Genomic DNA, 17,611 nt, shown 5'->3' on the forward strand with positions numbered 1-17,611 from the left:
GGTAAGCCCTGGCCCGCCATCTTCAGCCCCGCTGCGCCAGCAGGGCCTGCACGGCCTCGATATCGATCGCCTCGCCCCGGCGCCTGCGGCCATTGGCCGGGTCGCGGCTTTCGATCGTCGTCGCGCGCAGCAGAGAATTCAGCACCGCCTCCTCCACCGCCTCGGCCACCGCGACGAAGAGTGGCGACATTCGGTCATTCGGCCAGTCCGGCAGCGCCCCCTGGCCGGCGCGGTATCCGGCGCCTCGGCACACGCCCTCGTGTGTGGAAAACGCGATGGCGTAATCGCCCGAGCCGTCCGAGAAGGCCGCGCCGGTCCGTGCCAGCCCGGCCGTGGCGCGCATGGCCAGGCGTTGCAGGTTGCGGTCGGACAATGGGGCGTCGGTGGCGATCACCACCATCACCGAGCCATCGGCATCGCCCCCGTCCGCGTGTTCCCGCAGGTAGAAGCGCCCCAGCGCCTGCCCCACCGGCAGCCCATCCATCAGCAGCACGCCGCCATAGTTGCTCTGCACCAGCGCGCCCAGGGTGAAGCCCCCCAGTGCCGGCGGCAGGACGCGGGAGGATGTGCCGATCCCGCCCTTCCAGCCGAAAGCCATGGTGCCCGTGCCGGCGCCGACGCTGCCCTCATCGACCGGGCCGGAGGTGGCGGAGTCCAGCGCCGCCAGCACATCCTCCCCCGTCACGCCCCGCGCGCGGATGTCGTTCAGCCGGCCGTCATTGGTCTCGCCCACAACGGCGTTGACCGAACGTGCCTCGGGATTGCGGGCCAAGGTCCAGTCGACCACCGCCTCCACCGCCCGCCCGACGGCGAGGGTATTGGTCAGCACGATGGGCGTCTCCAGCTCCCCCAGCTCCTGCAACTGGGTGGCGCCGGCCAGCTTGCCGAAGCCGTTGATGACCGCCAGCCCCGCCGGCACGCGCTCGACATAGGGGTTGCCGCCATGCGGGAGGATGGCGGTGACACCGGTACGGATGCCCTCGCCCTCGATCCGCGTCACCTGCCCGACCAGCACGCCCGCCACATCGGTGATGGCGTTCAGCGGCCCCGGGGCGAATTGCCCGGGGCGCAGGCCGAGCTCCCGCGCGCGGGGCCTCACGCCGCCAGCGCGGCGCGAATGGCCGCCAGCGCGTCGTCTGCCCTGGTCGCGTCGGGGCCGCCGGCCTGGGCCATATGCGGCTTGCCGCCGCCGCCCTGGCCGCCCACCGCCGCCGCCGCCGCGCGCACCAGCGCCACGGCATCCGCCTTGCCCGCCGCGCCGGCACCGACGCCGACCACGATGGAGGCCTTGCCATCGGCGGTGGAGACCAGCGCCACCACATCGGCGGCATCCTGCTTCAGCAGGGCCTCCGCCACGCCGCGCAGGTCCTTGGGCGGGATCTCGCCCAGGTTGCGCGCGGCCAGGCGGACGCCGCCCACCTCTTCCGCCGCCGCCGCGCTGCCGCCCATCGCCATCTGGCGGCGCAGCTCGGACATCTCGCGCTCCAGCTTGCGGCGCTCTTCCAGCAGGGTCGCGATGCGCGCCGGCAGTTCGGCCGGGCGGGCCTTCAGCAGCCCGGCGGCCTCGCGCAGCACCTTCTGCTCGTTCTCCACCAGCTCCAGCGCCGCGGCGCCGGTCACGGCCTCCACACGCCGCACGCCGGCCGAGACCGCGCCCTCAGAGACGATCTTGAAGAGCCCGATATCGCCCGTGCGCTTCACATGCGTGCCGCCGCACAGTTCCAGCGAATAGACGCCGTGCTTCGCCGTGGCATCGGCATCGAAGCCCATGCCGACCACGCGCACCTCGTCGCCGTACTTCTCGCCGAACAACGCGGTGGCGCCGGCCTCGACGGCCGCTTCCGGCGTCATCAGGCGGGTCGTCACCTCGGCATTCTCGCGGATCCGGTTGTTCACCTCGGCCTCGACCCAGGCGAGGTCCTCACCCGTCATCGGCGTCGGCTGGGACACGTCGAAGCGCAGCCGGTCCGGCGCATTCAGCGAACCCTTCTGCGCCACGTGGTTGCCCAGGCGGCGGCGCAGCGCCTCATGCAGCAGGTGCGTCGCGGAATGGTGGGCGCGGATGGCGCCACGGCGCTCATGCGCCACCTCCGCCTGCACCGGCTGGCCGACGGCCGCCTCGCCCGCTTCCACCGTGCCCAGATGCACGAAGAGGCCCAGCTTCTTCTGCGTATCCTTCACCGCGATCCGCAGCCCGTTGGGGCCGGTGATGGTGCCGGAATCGCCCACCTGACCGCCGCTCTCGGCATAGAAGGGCGTCTGGTTCAGCACCACGCCGACTTCCGTGCCGGCCGCCGCCTTCTCCACCGGCTGGCCGCCGGCGACGATGGCAAGGATCTCGCCCTCGGCGCTTTCTGTGGAATAGCCCAGGAATTCGCTGGCCTGGCCGAGCTTCTCCTTGAGGTCGAACCACACCGTCTCGGTCGCTGCCTCGCCCGAGCCGGCCCAGGCGGCGCGGGCGCGCTTGCGCTGCTCCGCCATGGCGGCCTCGAAGCCCTCCACGTCCACGCTGCGGCCCTCGGCGCGAAGCGCGTCCTGCGTCAGGTCCAGCGGGAAGCCATAGGTGTCATAGAGCTTGAAGGCCACGTCACCCGGCAGTGTGCCCTTCTCGCCCAGCTTCGCCGTCTCCTCAGCCAGCATGCCGAGGCCGCGCTCCAGCAGGCTGCGGAAGCGGTTCTCCTCCAGCTTCAGCGTCTCGCTGATCAGGCTCTCCGCGCGCACGAGCTCCGGATAGGCGGCGCCCATTTGGCGCACCAGGGTGGGCAGCAGGCGATAGAGCAGCGGCTCCTTGGCGCCCATCATATGCGCGTGGCGCATCGCGCGGCGCAGGATGCGGCGCAGCACGTAGCCGCGGCCTTCATTGGAGGGCATCACGCCATCGGCGATCAGGAAGGCGCCGGAGCGCAGGTGGTCCGCCACCACGCGGTGCGACACCTTGAAGGGCCCGTCCGGGGCCTGCCCGGTGGCCTCCGCGCTGGCCAGGATCAGCGCGCGGAAGATGTCGATGTCGTAGTTGTCGTGCTTGCCCTGCAGGATGGCGGCGAAGCGCTCCAGCCCCATGCCGGTATCGATCGAGGGATGCGGCAGCGGGTTACGGGTCCCCGCCGGCTCCTCCAGATACTGCATGAAGACCAGGTTCCAGATCTCGATGAACCGGTCGCCATCCTCGTCGGGGCTGCCTGGGGGGCCGCCGGGGATGGAGGGGCCGTGGTCGTAGAAGATCTCGGAGCAGGGGCCGCAGGGGCCGGTATCGCCCATGCGCCAGAAATTGTCGGAGGTCGGAATGCGGATGATCTTGTCGTCCGGCAGGCCCGCGATCTTGCGCCACAGCGCAGCGGCGTCCTCGTCCTCGGAATAGACCGTGACCAGCAGCTTCTCCTTGGGGAGAGCGAAATCCTTGGTCAGCAGGGTCCAGGCATGGGTGATCGCCTCTTCCTTGAAGTAGTCGCCGAAGGAGAAATTCCCCAGCATTTCAAAGAAGGTGTGGTGCCGGGCGGTATAGCCGACATTGTCCAGGTCGTTGTGCTTGCCGCCGGCGCGCACGCTCTTCTGGGCGCTGGTGGCGCGGGTGTAAGGCCGCTTCTCCTGCCCCGTGAAGACGTTCTTGAACTGCACCATGCCGCTGTTGGTGAACATCAGCGTCGGGTCGTTGCGCGGCACCAGCGGCGAGGATTCCACCACCGTATGGCCATTACGGGCGAAATAATCGAGGAAGGTAGCCCGGATATCGTTGCTGCTGGTCATCGTCCGCCGTTCGCCCGCCCAGAGGGAAATCCACAAGGGAAATTCGCCGCTCCACCTAGCGCGCCGGGCCGGTGGTGGGAAGGCCCGGCCCTATGCGCCTATATATGGAGCACCATGCCACAGCCCTCTCCCGGCCTCTTCGACGATCAGGCCCCTCGCCCCCTCGCCGACCGCCTGCGCCCGACCTCGCTCGACGAGGTCACGGGCCAGGACCACCTGCTGGGTCCCCAGGGCGCGCTGGCGCGGATGGTGGCGGCGCGGACCATATCCTCCATGGTGCTCTGGGGGCCGCCCGGCACCGGCAAGACCACCATCGCCCGCCTGCTGGCCGGCGCCACCGACCTGCATTTCGAGGCCGTCTCCGCCATCCAGGGCGGCGTGGCCGATCTCCGCAAGGTCTTCGAGGCCGCAAAGGGCCGCCGCATCTCCGGCCGCGGCACCCTGCTCTTCGTGGACGAGATCCACCGCTTCAACCGTGCCCAGCAGGATGCCTTCCTGCCTTATATCGAGGACGGCACCATCGTCCTGGTCGGCGCCACGACGGAGAACCCCTCCTTCGAGCTGAACGGCGCCATCCTCTCCCGCGTCCGCGTTTTCATCCTCAACGCCCTGAATTCGGATGCCCTGCGCGTCCTGCTGAACCGGGCCGAGGCGCTGGTGGGCCGCCCCCTCCCCCTGGCCCCGGAGGCGCGGGAGGCACTGGTGGACATGGCCGGCGGCGATGGCCGCTACATGCTCAACATGGCCGAGCAGATTTTCGCCCTCGCCGAGGGCGAGAACCTGACCGTCGCGGATATGGGCCAACTGCTCCAGCGCCGCATGCCCAGCCACGACAAGGCCGGCGACGGGCATTACGACCTGCTCAGCGCCTTCCATAAGTCGCTGCGGGGTTCCGACCCCCATGCCGCGCTCTACTACGCCGCCCGCATGATCCATGCGGGGGAAAGCCCGGAAGCCGTCTTCCGCCGCCTCGCCTGCGCCGCCTCGGAGGATGTCGGCATGGCGGACCCGCAGGCCATGGTGCAGGTGATGACGGCATGGCAGGCCTTCGACCGCATCGGCTGGCCGGAAGGGCGGCTCTTCCTGGCGCAGGCCATCAACTACGTCGCCACCGCCCCCAAGTCGAATGCCAGCTACATGGGCTGGAACGCCGCCATGGCCGCCGCCCAGCGCAGCGACCATGTCGCCCCGCCCATGCGGATCCTGAATGCGCCGACCAAGCTGATGAAGCAGATGGGTCGCCACGAGGGCTACCAATACGACCACGATTATCCGGACGCCTATGCCGGTCAGCAGTTCCTGCCGGACGAACTCGCCGGCAATGCGTTCTATGCTCCCAACGAGCGCGGCTTCGAGCGCGACGTGCGGCGGCGGCTGGACTACTGGGCGGGCCTGAAGGCGAAGCGACGGGACCGCGATTCGGGCTGAAGGCCCGGGCCGGCAGCCTCCCCGCCGCTAGCCGCCCCGGCCAGGAATGAACGCATGCTCGCTGAAATATCGGGCGAGCCTGGCCGGGTCGGCCGCCGGGTCGGCCAGGGCGACATAGGTATCGGGCCGCAGCAGATAGGCCGCATCGCGGGCCAGTCCTGCCTCGCCATGGCGTGGATGCCAGTCCTGGACATGCAGCGGCATGCCCCGCGCCCCGCACCAGTCCCGCAGCGCCGCGCCGGCATGGCCATAGACATGGACCTGCCAGCCGATATCGGACAGCGGGGCGTAATTCTCGGCACCGTCCAGAGAAACCCAGGGCAGCCGGTCGCCACCCCTTACCCGGCCGGCCAACCCGTCGCTCAGCGGGCTTTCCCGATAATGCAGCTTGGTTTGGGAGATCACGCGGAACAGGAATTCCCGCGCCGGCCCGACCCGGTAGGCCGCCGAGGCGATTAGCGGCGCGACCCGGCTCCGCAGCAGATTGGCGAGGCGCCCCTCAGCGGTGATGGTGCTGAAGACGCGGTCCGTGGTCCTGACCAGCCGATGGGCAAACCCCAGCCGCTCCGTCTCATAGCTGTCGAGCAGGCCCTCGGCGGCCTCGCCCTTCAGCACCGCCACCAGCTTCCAGGCCAGGTTGATGGCGTCGCCGATCCCGGTGTTCATGCCCTGCCCGCCGGCCGGGCTGTGCACATGGGCCGCATCCCCCAGCAGGAAGACGCGGCCCCGCCGGAAGCGGTCCGTCACGCGGTGATGCACGCGATAGGTGGAGAACCAGTTCACCCTGCCGATCCGCAGCCCCAGGCCACGGATGGCCTGGTCGCTGACATCCCCGAAGCCCAGCGTCTCCGCCCGCCCGGCCCGCTCGTCGCGCACGGTGCCGATCAGCCGCGCCTGGCCGGTGCCGCCATAGGCGAGAAGCACCACGAAATCCGCGCTGTCGAGGCAGACATGGATTTCGTCCGGGGGCGTCAGGCCGCTGGTCTCGACATCCGCCACATAGAAAAGCTGCCGATAGGTGCCGCCCTCGAATCCGGCGCCCAGCTGGTGGCGCACCGGTGAGCGCGCGCCATCGCAGCCCGCTAGATACCGCGCCTCGCAGAACTGTTCCTCGCCGCCGGGGCCGCGCAGGCGGGCGAGGACATGGTCTCCCCGCTCCTCGAAGCCCAGCAGCTCCGTCCGCCGCTCGACCGTGACGCCCATCGCCGCCAGCCACGCCACCAGCAGCTGTTCATGCCGGTCCTGCGGATAGACCAGCAGGAACGGGTATGGCGTCACCGCCGCCCCGGCCGAGCCGAAGGAGAGATGCGCCCTCCGCCGCCCCCGGACCCAGAGGTTGATGCCGGGATTGCGGTGCCCCGCCGCGACCACAGCCTCCGCCAGGTCCAGCTGCCGGTAAAGCTCCAGCGTGCGGGCCTGGACGCCCATGGCGCGGGAGGTGGTGCCAGGGCCGCTGCTGCTGTCCACGATGCGGGGCCTGACCCCCTGCTTCATGAGCCAGAGCGCCAGAACCAGCCCCGTCGGCCCCGCGCCGACGATCAGGATGTCGCTGTGCATCGGCGTATGTTCCTCTGCCCGTGCTCCGCGCCGCCGGCCTCCTGGGCGCCGCCTGAGGCCAGCCCCGGGCAGCATGCGCGCGCGACGGCCCGGGAAGGAAGTCGTTCGGGGGGGCGGCCCCCTTTCGCTCCTCCCGCCCGCGCGCCACTCTGCCGCGCATGAATCCCTTCGCCCCGAAGCTCCTGGCGCTGGTCGCGGCGGGTGGCGCCGCCGGCTCGCTGCTGCGCTATGCCGTCGGCGTCTGGTGCGGCGCCTGGTTCGGCGCCGCCCTGCCCTGGGGAACGCTGGCGGTGAATGTCGCCGGCAGCGCCGCCATCGGCCTGTTGGGCGGGCTGATGCTGGGCGGCATGCCGCTGTCGCAGGAGGCGCGGCTGCTGGCGATGACCGGCTTCCTCGGCGGCTTCACCACCTTCTCCGCCTTTTCGCTCGATATCGGCACGCTCTTTCTGCGCCATCCCGCCCTGGCAGCGGGCTATCTCGGGCTGACGCTGGTGGGCGGGCTGGCGGCCTTCGCGCTGGCCTTCGCGCTGGGCCGCAGCCTGGCCTGAGGGCTCAGCGCGGGATCAGCGGCGCCACCGCCCGGTCCGCCGGGTCCTGGCTGGCCGCCAGCCCGGCGGCCACGCCGGCGCGGTCGGCCTCGCTGCGGTTCTGGCTCATCTTGCGCTTGCCCTCCAGGCGCGTGACCGGCATCCGCAGCCCGACGATGCCGCGCAGATGCGCGCGGATGAAGGATTCCGGCGCGTCGCCCACGGCCCATGGCTCGGCGCGCCCGGCCTCGTGCTTCTCGGTCAGCCGCGTCACGATCCGCAGGAGCCGCTCCGGCTCCTCGAAGAATTCCACCGGCCCATAGGCATGCACGGCGACATAGTTCCAGGTCGGCACGACCTTCCCGTGCTCCTGCTTGGCTGCGTACCAGCCGGGCGAGACATAGGCCTCCGGCCCCATGAAGATCGCCATGGCCTCCCCCAGCACCGGCGCCTTCCATTGCGGATTGGGGCGGGCCAGATGGCCATAGAGGACGCCCTGCTCACCCTCCCCGGCCTCCAGCAACAGCGGCAGCGGCGTCGCCATCAGACCCTCGGCCGTGGCCGTCACCAGCTGGGCCAGACGCGCGGCGCGGATGACGTTATGGATCGCGGCGGTGTCGTCCTCGCGGAAGGCTGGGGGCAGATACATGGCGGCACTCCTGGCTCCGGCGCAGCAAACCACGCGGGGCCGCGCGCCGGAATAGCCGATCAGAGCCGCAGCGGCCCGTTGGCGCGGCGGGGTGGCGGGTTTTCCGGCAGGCGGGGCAGAAAGGGCCTGGCGGGGGCGCTGTCCGGCACCGGGCTGCCCCGCGCGTAAGGCTGGGTCGGGGCCTGTCCGGCGATGACATCCATGCAGCGGACGAAGGCCGAGGCGACGCGGTCGCTGCCCTGCAGGTCGGCCTCCCAGGGCTCCTCATCCCCGTCCAGGAAGTGCAGGCGCATCATCCGCCCCGCGCGGAACAGTGCCTCGAACTCCTCCAGCAGATCGGTGCCGAAGCGGAACTGGATGCCTGTGCCGCCGGGCAGCGGTGTGGCGCTGGCCACCCAGCCTTCATGGCCGTCGATCCAGAGCCGCACCGGCACGTCCACCCCCTGCGGAATCCGCCAGCTGCGCTTGAAGACATGCACCACCAGCCCTGGCTGGTTCAGGAAGTATTTCAGGTGCAGGGAGCGGCCCCGCCCCTGCACCGCTGCGCCGCACAGGGGTGTGCCACTCTCCGAGGTGCCGCCATAGGCCTTCCAGGCGCCGAAGCGCGCGATATCGGCGGTCTCGGCCCATGCCGGCGCGCTGGCCAGCAGGATCAGCGCAGCAAGTCCCGGCAACAGAGCCCGCATCCCCGCGCATCCCGTCAAGGCTCAGGCACCGCCGCGGGGCCTGATCTGGTCGCAGCATTGTAAAGCTAACGTAACGTACCGCTGAAGCTTTTCTCGACAGGCCGGTGCCCCGATCGTCACCATATTTGGCGCCGCGCTCCGGCTTAGGAACGCTTTCGGAATATTTTCCTTTGCTTTCAGATAGGCTTGGCAGCAGGCTTCGCCATGCCGGCACCCTCGAACTGCGTGGCGCAGACCAGCCTCTCCGGCCAGAGCAACAGGACATCGTCATACACCTGCACGCGGAAATGCGTCGGGTAGCTCAGGGCCCCGACGAGGGCTTTCGGCAAGGTCAGTTGGTTCTTGCTGGCTATCTTCGCCGTCCGCACCATCCCGCTCCCGAACGCCGGTAAGGAAGTAAGGCGGCAAGGAATTAATTCATATTTGTCAAGCGAATGTGCCTCGACGCGCCGCCTTAGTCCGGCTACTCCGCGCCCATGACCATCCAGCACCGCACTGTGCATGCGGCGGACGCCGATTCCCGGCTGGACCGCTGGTTTCGCCGCTATTTTCCGCAGCTCACCCAGGGTGCGCTGCAGAAGCTGCTACGCACCGGACAGATCCGCGTCGACGGCCATCGCGCCGAAGCCAATACCCGCCTCGAACGCGGCCAGGAAATCCGCATCCCGCCGCTTCCCGAAGGCCCAGCGCCCGATGCCGCGCCGAAGTCGCGCGAGGTCTCGCCCGAGGATGCCAAGGCGCTGGAGCGGATGATCCTGTACACGGACGAATCCATCATCGCGCTGGACAAGCCGCACGGCTTGGCCGTGCAGGGCGGCCCCAACATCAAGAAGCACCTGGACGGGATGCTGGACGCGCTGCGCTTCGGGCATGAGGAACGGCCGCGCCTGGTGCACCGGCTGGACCGCGACACCTCCGGCGTCATCCTGCTGGCGCGGGACCAGCGCGCCGCCCGTTTCCTGGCCGCCGCATTCCGGGGCCGCGATGTAGAGAAGACCTACTGGGCCATCGTCGTCGGCCAGCCGCAATACGAGGGCGGCCGCATCGACATGCCGCTGGCCAAGCAGGGCGGTGGCCCGCAGGGAGAACGCGTGGTGCCGGCCCAGGGGAAGGAAGGCGCCTTCGCGGTGACCGAATTCTCCACCATGGATGTCGCCCGCCGCCATGCCACCTGGCTGGAACTGCGGCCGCTGACCGGCCGCACCCATCAGCTGCGCGTCCATTGCGCCAGCGCCCTGGGCTGCCCGATCCTGGGCGACGGCAAATACGGTGGCCAGGCCGCGCATCTGGAGGGCATGTCGAACAACCTGCACCTGCATGCCCGGCGCCTGTCCATCCCGCATCCCGATGGCGGGCGGCTGGAGGTCACGGCGCCGCTGCCGCCGCATATGCTGGAGAGCTTCGCCACCCTCGGCTTCAGCAAGCCACGCAACACGGCGCCGAAGCGCACGAGCTGACCCCATGGCCCCGCCCCGTCCCCGGCGCGGCCGCCGCGCCCTGATCGTCCTGGCCGTGGTGCTGGCGGTGCCAGCCACCGGCTATGGCGCGCTGCGCTTCCTGCTGCGGGATGAGGCACTACGGCCCCGGCTGATCGCCGCCGTGCAGGAAGAGACAGGGCGGAAGCTCACCCTTTCGGGCCCGATCGGGCTGAAGCTCTCCCTGGTGCCGACGGTGACGCTGGAAGGCGTGGCCCTCTCCAACGCGCCCGGCGGCAGCCGCCCGGACATGCTGACGGCGCGGCGGGTGGAGGCGAAACTGGCCCTGCTGCCGCTGTTCTCCCGGCGGCTGGACTTCCAGCAGGTGACGCTGATCGGGCCCGACCTGCTGCTGGAGCGCGATGCCGAGGGGCAGGGCAACTGGATCTTCGCTCCACCCCTGCGGGACGCGCCGGCGCGCCCCGCAGGGGCGCAGGCTCCGGGGGGCATGGAGGAGCCGTTGCAGCTTTCCATCGCCGCCATCGACATCCGTGACGGCCGCCTCTCCTGGCGCGGCCCCGGCGCCGCGCGGGCCGAGATGCTGGAGGTCCAGGACCTCTCCCTGCGGGCAAAGGAACCTTCGGCGCCGATCGCGTTCACCGGGCGGCTCTTGCTGCGCGGCGTGCCGCTGCAGGCGGAGGGCGAGGCCGGGCCGCTGCCACGCCTGCTGGGCACGGCCGCCACGCCGGCGGAATGGCCGCTGCGCGCCTCACTGACGGCGGCAGGGATGCGCGTCTCCCTGCAAGGCGCCATAACCCGGCCCGAGGCCGCGGCTGGCTGGCGCGTCTCGCTGGATGCCGATATCGACCGCTCCGACCGGCTGAACGCCTTCCTGCGCCGCCCGCTGCCGCCGATGAGCGGGCTGGAGATCCAGGCCGAAGCAGCGGATTCCGGGCCAGGGGGGCGGCCGCAGCTGCTGAGCCTGCACGCGCACCTGGCGGAGGGCGACCTTTCCTCCGAGGTGCCGGGCCTGGAATTCGGCCCTGCCACGCTCTTCGTTGCCGCCCCTGACGAACCAGCTCAGGCGAAGGCGACGGTCGTGATGAACGACGTGCCCTGGCAGGTGGCGGCCACCCTGCCCCCGCTGCCGGTGCTGCTTTCCGCCGAACCCTGGCCGGTCGGCTTGGCCGTGCGGGGCGAAGGCATATCGGCCAGCGCCGAGGGCGTTCTCTCCGGCCGTGGTCATCGCCAGCTGGAGGCTGAACTGGCGTTGCAGGCGGCCGATACGGCGCCGCTGCTGCGCGCCTTCTCGCTGACGACGCCGCTGCTGCATGACCTGCGGCTGGAGACACGCCTCCGGCATGACGAGACACGGCTGGGTGTCAGCGACATGCGGCTGCAATCGCGCGACCTGGTCGTGGATGGCGAAGCGGCCCTGGATTACAGCGCCCCGCGCCAGCGGCTGACCGCCCGGCTGTCGGCGCCGCGCCTGGATCTGGATGCGCTGCTGAAGGTGCGCCCGCTGCCGCCGGCCCCTACCACCTCGCCCGACGTGCCGCCGCCCATGCCCGCCACGCCCCCGGTGCCCGCCGCCCCACAGGCACCGGCCGCCGCCGGGCCCGAAACGCGCCGGTTGATCCCGCCGCTGCCGCTACCGGTGGGCTGGATGGGCGCGGCCGACGCGGATCTGCAGCTACGGGTGGGCGACCTCACGGCAGGCGGCGTTCTCTATCGCGACCAGCGCGTGACCTTGAGGCTGGCCGACGGGCAATTGACGCTGGACCCGGTATCGCTCGGCATTCCGGGCGGGCGGCTCTCATTGATCCTGCGCGCCGATTCCACCGCCTTGCCCCCGCGATTCCACCTGACGGCGCGGCAGGAGGGCGAGGGAATCGAATTACGGCCGCTGCTGCAGAGCTATCGCCTTCCCTCCCAAAGCAGCGGGCAGCTCGAACTGGAGGCCAACCTGACCGGCGCGGGTCATGACCTACAGGCGGTGGCCGGATCGCTGGATGGTTCCATCGGCCTGGCGGTCGTCAATGGCCAGGTCAGCAATGCCCTGCTGGACCGCCTTCTGGGCGACCTGCGCCGCCTGCTGGTGCAGGGCGAATCCGGTGAAGGCAGCACGGCGCTGCGCTGCCTGGCGCTACGCCTGGCATTGCGGGAAGGCGTGGCACGGCCGCAGGCCATGCTGCTGGAAAGCGGGCTGGGCAATGTCGCCGGCAGCGGCGAGATCGACCTGGGCGAGGAGCGGCTGAACCTGCGGCTGCTGCCACAGGTGCGGCTGGGCGGGGTGGGCCTCAGCGCCCCGGTGCGGGTGACGGGAAGCTTTGCCAAGCCCGGCTATCGCCTGGACCAGGGCGGCGCGGCGCAGGCGGCGGCTGGCATCCTGGCGGATCTGGCGGCGCGGCAGAAGGAATCGGATATCGCGGCGCTGGGTCAGCTGGCTGAATCCCTGATCGGGCGTGGCAGCGGCGGCCTGCCCGACTGCGCGCAACAACTCTCCGTCGCGCGCGGCGGCCGTAGCGGCCCCATGCCAGCGGCCGAGGCGCGGCCAGGCCCGGAGCAGCGCCGCCCCAATGCCGGCGACCTGCTGCGGCAATTGCTGGGGCGCTGATCCGCGCATGAAAAAAGGGGGGCATCGCTGCCCCCCTTTCCATATCGGCGCCAGCGCCGTTACTCGGCCGCGGCGGCGTCCGCGGTATCCTCGGCATCCGGGCTGGTCATCATGGCCTCGGCCACCAGGCCGGCCTGGGCACGGATGCGCTGCTCGATGCTGTCCGCCATGGTGGGGTTGTCGCGCAGGAACTGCTTGGCGTTCTCCCGCCCCTGGCCGATGCGCTGGTTGTCGCAGCTGAACCAGGCGCCGGACTTCTCCACCACGCCGGCCTTCACGCCCAGGTCGATCAACTCACCGACCTTGGAGACGCCCTCGCCATACATGATGTCGAACTCTACCTGCCGGAACGGCGGCGCCATCTTGTTCTTCACCACCTTCACGCGGGTCTGGTTGCCCACCACGTTCTCACGGTCCTTGATCTGGCCGATGCGGCGGATCTCCAGGCGCACGGAGGCGTAGAACTTCAGCGCATTGCCGCCCGTCGTCGTCTCCGGATTGCCGAACATCACGCCGATCTTCAGGCGGATCTGGTTCAGGAAGATCAGAAGGCAGTTGGAGCGGGAGACAGTGCCCGTCAGCTTGCGCAGCGCCTGCGACATCAGGCGCGCATGCAGGCCGACATGGCTGTCGCCCATCTCGCCTTCCAGCTCGGCGCGCGGCACCAGGGCGGCGACGGAATCGACCACCAGCACGTCCACGGCGCCGGAGCGCACCAGCGTATCCGCGATCTCCAGCGCCTGCTCGCCAGCATCAGGCTGGCTGATCAGCAGGTTGTCCACGTCCACGCCCAGCTTGCGGGCATAGCCGGGGTCCAGCGCATGCTCGGCGTCGATGAAGGCGCAGGTGCCGCCGCGCTTCTGCGCCTCGGCGATGGCATGCAGCGCCAGCGTCGTCTTGCCCGAGGATTCCGGCCCGTAGATCTCGACGATGCGGCCCTTCGGCAGGCCACCGATGCCCAGCGCCAGATCCAGGCCCAGCGAGCCGGTCGGGATCACCTCCACTTCGTCGGTGCCATGCTTGGCACCCATCCGCATGATGGAGCCCTTGCCGAAGGCCCGTTCGATCTGGCTGAGCGCGGCGTCCAGCGCCTTGTTCTTGTCCATGGTAGCAAGCCCTTCTGGCAGAGGCCGTGATGGTGAACCGTGGTATGAACCCGCCCAGGCAGCGGCAACAAGCACCACCTGCGTGTTCACGAAATCGCGATCAATGATGACGTGGTTTTCGCTCTCTACAAGCGCCCACCGCACCCCTCGCGCGTGTTCGCTATATGTTCACTTTTGACGCCTTTCGCAAGCGTTTCCTGCTCTCAGGCTGGTACGAATTGCAGCCCCACGGCGGCCACCAGCTCGGCCGGACCATAGGGCTTGGAGAGGAAGCAGAAACCTTCCTGCTCCAGCTCGGCCTCAACAACCGTATTGGCATAGCCACTGACCAGCAGCACGGGCAGCCCCGGCCATCGCCGCCGCAACGCACGTGCCAGCGCCACCCCATCCATGCCGGGCATGGCTACATCCGAAACCAGCAAGCTCGGCGCCAGGCCTTCCTCCGCCAGGGCCAGCGCCTGCTCGGCATCCTCGGCCACCACGACCTCGTGCCCGGCACGGCTCAGGGCGCGTTCGGCCAGGCGGCGCAGCGGCGCCTCATCCTCTACCAGCAGCACCGGCCCGGCAGGGCGTGACGTCGGCGGGGGCGGCGCTTCCAGCTCAGCAGGCGGCGCGGATGGTTCGGCCTCCTCCACGCGCGGCAGGAGGATACGGAAGCAGCTACCCTGGCCGGGTTGGCTCTCCACCACCAGGAAGCCACCGGACTGCCGCACGATGCCATGCACGGTGGCCAGCCCCAGCCCGGTGCCACCCTGGTCCATGCGGGTGGTGAAGAAGGGCTCGAAAATGCGCGGCAGAGCCTCCGGCGCGATGCCCTGGCCCGTATCCGCCACTTCCAGCACCGTCCACCGCCCCGGCGGCACCGTGTCCGGCACCCCTGCCTGTGGCGAAAGCAACACCGCCCGCCCGGTGGAAAGCCGCAGCCGCCCGCCATCCGGCATGGCCTGCCGGGCATTCATGGCGAGGTTCATCACGACCCGGTCCAGCTGCGAGGGGTCGATCCGCACCAGCCGTCCCGGCTCATCCAATACCAGTTCCAGCGTGATGCCCTGGCGCTGGCCGGTGGTTCGCAGCAGGGCGGCGATTCCCTCCACCACCTCGTTCAGCGGCACCAGCCGGGGTGCCAGCACCTGCTGCTGGGCATAGGCCAGCAATTGCTTCACCAGCAGTGCCCCTCGCCCGGCGGCCTGGCGGATCTGCGCCAGCTCGGCGGCCAGGGACGGGTCCGGCGCCGGACCGGTGAGGCGCAGCGCATCCTCGCTGGCGCCCAGCACCACCGTCAGCAGGTTGTTGAAGTCATGCGCGATGCCGCCGGCCAGGGCACCCAGGGTCTGCAGGCGGTCGGCCTCGGCCGCGGCCTGTCGGGGCACGAGGTCGTGCAGCAGCAGCAGCGAATCGCCTGATGGCAACGGAATGCGGCGCGCGGCCACAAGCGGTTCCGGCATGCCCTGTGGCGCGGCGAGGCGCAGTTCCCGCAACTGGCCGCCCCCCCGTGCCAGCCAGCCGGCGAAATCCGCGCGGGCGGAGGCCGCGAAAAGCCGCTCCCCCGGCCATCCCCGGCGTATCGGCTGGGCGGGGCCCAGTGCCGCCCGCAGGACTGGATTCGCGGCTACCACATGGCCAGAGACATCCAGCAGTGCCGCTGCCTCCGGCAGCCCATCCAGCATCGCCAGGGCCACGGAATTTCCGGCGCGCCGGAATCGCCACCAGAGGACATGCCACCGCTTCATGGACAGCAGCATAACTCACGATTTCGTGATAACCAGCCGATTCATTCCAGCATCGCGATCGTTCTGGCAAGCAGGCCGTGGCAGGCGCGGAGGATGCGCCTGTTTTCCGCAGCCGGGCCGTCCCCGCCGGATGCGCGCGGCGCGGCTGGGCCGGGCGGCGGTGACCACGTGCCGCCGCAACCGGCCAACCGTCCAGCCAGGGACAACATATCCTCGGGCTGCGGCGCTCGGCTCGCCGCCAGCCGCAGCGCCTGTTCCATCCTCATCGCCAGCCTCCCTGCCGCGCTTCGCCGTCCCAGGCATTCTGGCCGGTGGAGGTGAAGGAAGGGTCAAGCGGCACTGGCGCGGTAGGATTTCGGTAAGTGGCGGGTGGCTAATCTGCGGAGCCATGACAGCAGCGCCGCGACAGGCCGTCCTCGCCAGCATCGACCGGATGGATTCCACCCTGGCTGTGGCCATCGCCCTGGCCGATTCCGGCCGCACCCTGGACCTGGGCGGACTGGAGGAGGAGATGACGCGCCTCTGCGGCGCCGCCCTGATGCTGCCAACCGCCGAAGGGCAGGCGCTGCGCCCGGCCATGGCCGGGCTGCTGGCGCGGCTGGAACGGCTCTCCGCCGCGCTGCGGCGATGAGGGCGGCGCCGTGGCACCGCCCTCCCGCAGGCTTCAGCCCTTCGCCGGCAGGTGCTTGGCGATATAGGGCGGCAGGTTGAAGGAGCCGGTGTGGATCTCCGGCGTCCAGTATTGGGTCTGGCCCAGGATGCCCGCGGCCTCGGCACGGGCGCGGATGGTGGCGGTATCCACCTGACGCAGGGATACATCCTTGGCCGACCAGCCCAGCGTCATGAAGCCGCCAACATAGGTCGGCACCGCCACGACATAGGCGAAATTGTCGCTGAAGGACTTGGCGCGGCGCAGGGAGGTGTCCTGCAACTCGTCGGCCTGCATGGCCGGCACGCCGCCCTGGTTCACGAGCACGCCCTTCTCCGAGAGCAGGCGCGCGACATTGGCGTAGAACTCGTCGGTGAAGAGCACCTCGCCCACGCCGATCGGATCGGTGCTGTCGACGATGACAACATCGAAGCTGCCGTCAGCAGCCTTGCGGACGTAGTCGATGCCGTCGGCCACCAGAACCTCGGCGCGCGGGTCGTTCCAGGCGTCGCCGGCGATGGAGGGCATGAACTCCTTGGCCAGGCGGATCACCTCGCCGTCGATCTCGACCATCACGGCCTTCTCGACATTCTTATGCTGCAGCACGCGCTTCAGCACGCCACCGTCACCCGCGCCGATGATCAGCACGCGCTTGGCATCGCCATGCGCCAGCAGCGGCACATGCGTCAGCATCTCCTGGTAGACGAACTCGTCGCCCTCGGTGATCTGCACGACGCCGTCGAGCATCAGCACGCGGCCATGCGTGTAGCTCTCGAAGATCATGATGTCCTGGAAGTCGCTCTGCACGCGGGCGAGCTCGCGCTTGACCATGAAGCGCTGGCCCCATTCGGGGTAGAGGGTCTCATTCACCCAGGAATCGGTCGGCATGATGTGGATCCTTTGCAGATGCACGAAAAGAGGGCGGGGTCATGGACCCCGCCCCCCCATCACGTCACGTAAAACTCTGTTGTTAGCCGATCAGGCCGCGCTTGTGCTCGGCGAGCTGCACGCGCTCGGGCAGGAAGCCCTTCTTCAGCACGGGCACCGCGAGATACGGGTTGCAGATGCCGCAGACGAAGATGTCCAGCGCGGCATAGGAACGCTCGGGCCAAGTGTGGATCGAGACATGGCTCTCGGCCAGCACCAGCACGCCGCTCACGCCACCATTCGGGGAGAAGTGGTGGAAGTGGCCATGCAGGATGGTGGCGCCGGTCTCGATCGCGGCTTCACGCAGCACGGAATCGATATGCGCGGGGTCATCCAGGTTGGTGGCACCCCACAGGTCCACGATCAGGTGCGTACCCGCGAAGCGGACACCGTCGCGTTCGACGAAGTAGTCCTTCGCCTCAGCGGCATCGAAAGTCTGGGCTTCGCTCGGGTGCTCCGAGACCATCCCCAGCGGAGAGACGAGAGAGTCCATGTTGCGGGCTCCTTCCACCAGCAGATGACCGGGTTGATCGGACATCGATCGGGTCAACGGGGCCGGATATGGGGCAATACCCC

Annotated in this window: 16 protein-coding genes; 5 read left to right on the top strand and 11 right to left on the bottom strand. The window is 69.8% G+C overall.

Annotated features, from left to right (window positions below; genetic code table 11):
• Positions 1 to 22: 22 nt before the first annotated feature.
• Complete coding sequence (locus tag IAI58_RS12695; RefSeq protein WP_207445437.1) at positions 23 to 1,099, bottom strand: DmpA family aminopeptidase; 1,077 nt, start codon at positions 1,097 to 1,099, stop codon at positions 23 to 25.
• Positions 1,096 to 3,744, bottom strand: coding sequence for an alanine--tRNA ligase (alaS, locus tag IAI58_RS12700; protein WP_207445436.1), 2,649 nt, complete (start codon positions 3,742 to 3,744; stop codon positions 1,096 to 1,098). The genes IAI58_RS12695 and alaS overlap by 4 nt, the downstream gene beginning before the upstream one ends.
• A 114-nt stretch (positions 3,745 to 3,858) precedes the next feature.
• On the opposite strand from alaS, the gene IAI58_RS12705 reads away from it, so the two are divergent.
• Positions 3,859 to 5,172, top strand: a complete 1,314-nt coding sequence (locus IAI58_RS12705) for a replication-associated recombination protein A (protein WP_207445435.1) — start codon at positions 3,859 to 3,861, stop codon at positions 5,170 to 5,172.
• Positions 5,173 to 5,199: 27 nt separating this feature from the next.
• On the opposite strand, the gene IAI58_RS12710 is transcribed toward IAI58_RS12705, so the two are convergent.
• The gene (locus IAI58_RS12710) at positions 5,200 to 6,729 is read right to left on the bottom strand and encodes an FAD-dependent monooxygenase (protein WP_207445434.1); all 1,530 of its coding nucleotides are present in this window, start codon (positions 6,727 to 6,729) and stop codon (positions 5,200 to 5,202) included.
• A gap of 158 nt (positions 6,730 to 6,887) precedes the next feature.
• Here IAI58_RS12710 and IAI58_RS12715 point away from each other — a divergent pair, with 158 nt between their 5' ends.
• Entirely contained in the window at positions 6,888 to 7,277 is a 390-nt protein-coding gene (locus IAI58_RS12715) for a fluoride efflux transporter FluC (protein ID WP_207445433.1), read from the top strand.
• A gap of 4 nt (positions 7,278 to 7,281) precedes the next feature.
• Here IAI58_RS12715 and IAI58_RS12720 read toward each other — a convergent pair whose 3' ends face one another.
• The 3 genes from IAI58_RS12720 to IAI58_RS12730 form a co-directional block, all read right to left on the bottom strand.
• On the bottom strand, positions 7,282 to 7,905 hold the full coding sequence (locus IAI58_RS12720; protein WP_207445432.1) for an FMN-binding negative transcriptional regulator: 624 nt from the start codon (positions 7,903 to 7,905) through the stop codon (positions 7,282 to 7,284).
• 59 nt (positions 7,906 to 7,964) lie between these two features.
• On the bottom strand, positions 7,965 to 8,579 hold the full coding sequence (locus IAI58_RS12725) for a hypothetical protein (RefSeq protein WP_207445431.1): 615 nt from the start codon (positions 8,577 to 8,579) through the stop codon (positions 7,965 to 7,967).
• 188 nt (positions 8,580 to 8,767) lie between these two features.
• Positions 8,768 to 8,920 (bottom strand): hypothetical protein, encoded by a 153-nt coding sequence (locus tag IAI58_RS12730; protein WP_207445430.1) that lies wholly within the window; start codon positions 8,918 to 8,920, stop codon positions 8,768 to 8,770.
• Between the two features lie 147 nt (positions 8,921 to 9,067).
• Here IAI58_RS12730 and IAI58_RS12735 point away from each other — a divergent pair, with 147 nt between their 5' ends.
• Both IAI58_RS12735 and IAI58_RS12740 read left to right on the top strand, forming a co-directional pair.
• On the top strand, positions 9,068 to 10,048 hold the full coding sequence (locus IAI58_RS12735; RefSeq protein WP_207445429.1) for an RluA family pseudouridine synthase: 981 nt from the start codon (positions 9,068 to 9,070) through the stop codon (positions 10,046 to 10,048).
• A gap of 4 nt (positions 10,049 to 10,052) precedes the next feature.
• The gene (locus IAI58_RS12740; protein ID WP_207445428.1) at positions 10,053 to 12,623 is read left to right on the top strand and encodes an AsmA family protein; all 2,571 of its coding nucleotides are present in this window, start codon (positions 10,053 to 10,055) and stop codon (positions 12,621 to 12,623) included.
• A 59-nt stretch (positions 12,624 to 12,682) separates the two neighbouring features.
• On the opposite strand, the gene recA is transcribed toward IAI58_RS12740, so the two are convergent.
• The 3 genes from recA to IAI58_RS12755 form a co-directional block, all read right to left on the bottom strand.
• Complete coding sequence (gene recA, locus IAI58_RS12745; RefSeq protein WP_207445427.1) at positions 12,683 to 13,729, bottom strand: recombinase RecA; 1,047 nt, start codon at positions 13,727 to 13,729, stop codon at positions 12,683 to 12,685.
• 203 nt (positions 13,730 to 13,932) lie between these two features.
• Positions 13,933 to 15,408, bottom strand: a complete 1,476-nt coding sequence (locus IAI58_RS12750; RefSeq protein ID WP_237182850.1) for an ATP-binding protein — start codon at positions 15,406 to 15,408, stop codon at positions 13,933 to 13,935.
• A 92-nt stretch (positions 15,409 to 15,500) separates the two neighbouring features.
• Positions 15,501 to 15,719 carry a hypothetical protein gene (locus IAI58_RS12755; protein ID WP_207445425.1) on the bottom strand — a complete coding sequence of 73 codons (219 nt, stop codon included), beginning with the start codon at positions 15,717 to 15,719 and terminating at the stop codon, positions 15,501 to 15,503.
• A gap of 128 nt (positions 15,720 to 15,847) precedes the next feature.
• On the opposite strand from IAI58_RS12755, the gene IAI58_RS12760 reads away from it, so the two are divergent.
• Positions 15,848 to 16,090: a hypothetical protein gene (locus IAI58_RS12760; protein WP_207445424.1), complete on the top strand. Its 243-nt coding sequence runs from the start codon at positions 15,848 to 15,850 to the stop codon at positions 16,088 to 16,090.
• A 33-nt stretch (positions 16,091 to 16,123) separates the two neighbouring features.
• Here the strand turns inward: IAI58_RS12760 and speE are convergent, their stop codons facing one another.
• Positions 16,124 to 16,996, bottom strand: a complete 873-nt coding sequence (gene speE, locus IAI58_RS12765; protein WP_207445423.1) for a polyamine aminopropyltransferase — start codon at positions 16,994 to 16,996, stop codon at positions 16,124 to 16,126.
• Between the two features lie 82 nt (positions 16,997 to 17,078).
• A complete protein-coding gene (gene speD / locus IAI58_RS12770) occupies positions 17,079 to 17,528 on the bottom strand; it encodes an adenosylmethionine decarboxylase (RefSeq protein WP_207445422.1) in 450 nt (149 codons plus the stop codon).
• Positions 17,529 to 17,611: the final 83 nt, after the last annotated feature.

Origin of the sequence: Roseomonas marmotae, assembly GCF_017654485.1 — a bacterium.
GTDB lineage: Bacteria > Pseudomonadota > Alphaproteobacteria > Acetobacterales > Acetobacteraceae > Pseudoroseomonas > Pseudoroseomonas marmotae.

Excerpts from the sequence above, each read along its gene's own strand:
- IAI58_RS12705 (WP_207445435.1), top strand. The coding sequence starts at position 3,859 with ATGCCACAGCCCTCTCCCGGCCTCTTCGACGATCAGGCCCCTCGCCCC.
- IAI58_RS12740 (WP_207445428.1), top strand. The coding sequence starts at position 10,053 with ATGGCCCCGCCCCGTCCCCGGCGCGGCCGCCGCGCCCTGATCGTCCTG.
- IAI58_RS12735 (WP_207445429.1), top strand. The coding sequence starts at position 9,068 with ATGACCATCCAGCACCGCACTGTGCATGCGGCGGACGCCGATTCCCGG.
- speE (WP_207445423.1), bottom strand. The coding sequence starts at position 16,996 with ATGCCGACCGATTCCTGGGTGAATGAGACCCTCTACCCCGAATGGGGC.
- recA (WP_207445427.1), bottom strand. The coding sequence starts at position 13,729 with ATGGACAAGAACAAGGCGCTGGACGCCGCGCTCAGCCAGATCGAACGG.
- IAI58_RS12715 (WP_207445433.1), top strand. The coding sequence starts at position 6,888 with ATGAATCCCTTCGCCCCGAAGCTCCTGGCGCTGGTCGCGGCGGGTGGC.
- IAI58_RS12760 (WP_207445424.1), top strand. The coding sequence starts at position 15,848 with ATGACAGCAGCGCCGCGACAGGCCGTCCTCGCCAGCATCGACCGGATG.
- IAI58_RS12755 (WP_207445425.1), bottom strand. The coding sequence starts at position 15,719 with ATGGAACAGGCGCTGCGGCTGGCGGCGAGCCGAGCGCCGCAGCCCGAG.
- IAI58_RS12710 (WP_207445434.1), bottom strand. The coding sequence starts at position 6,729 with ATGCACAGCGACATCCTGATCGTCGGCGCGGGGCCGACGGGGCTGGTT.
- alaS (WP_207445436.1), bottom strand. The coding sequence starts at position 3,744 with ATGACCAGCAGCAACGATATCCGGGCTACCTTCCTCGATTATTTCGCC.
- speD (WP_207445422.1), bottom strand. The coding sequence starts at position 17,528 with ATGGACTCTCTCGTCTCTCCGCTGGGGATGGTCTCGGAGCACCCGAGC.
- IAI58_RS12720 (WP_207445432.1), bottom strand. The coding sequence starts at position 7,905 with ATGTATCTGCCCCCAGCCTTCCGCGAGGACGACACCGCCGCGATCCAT.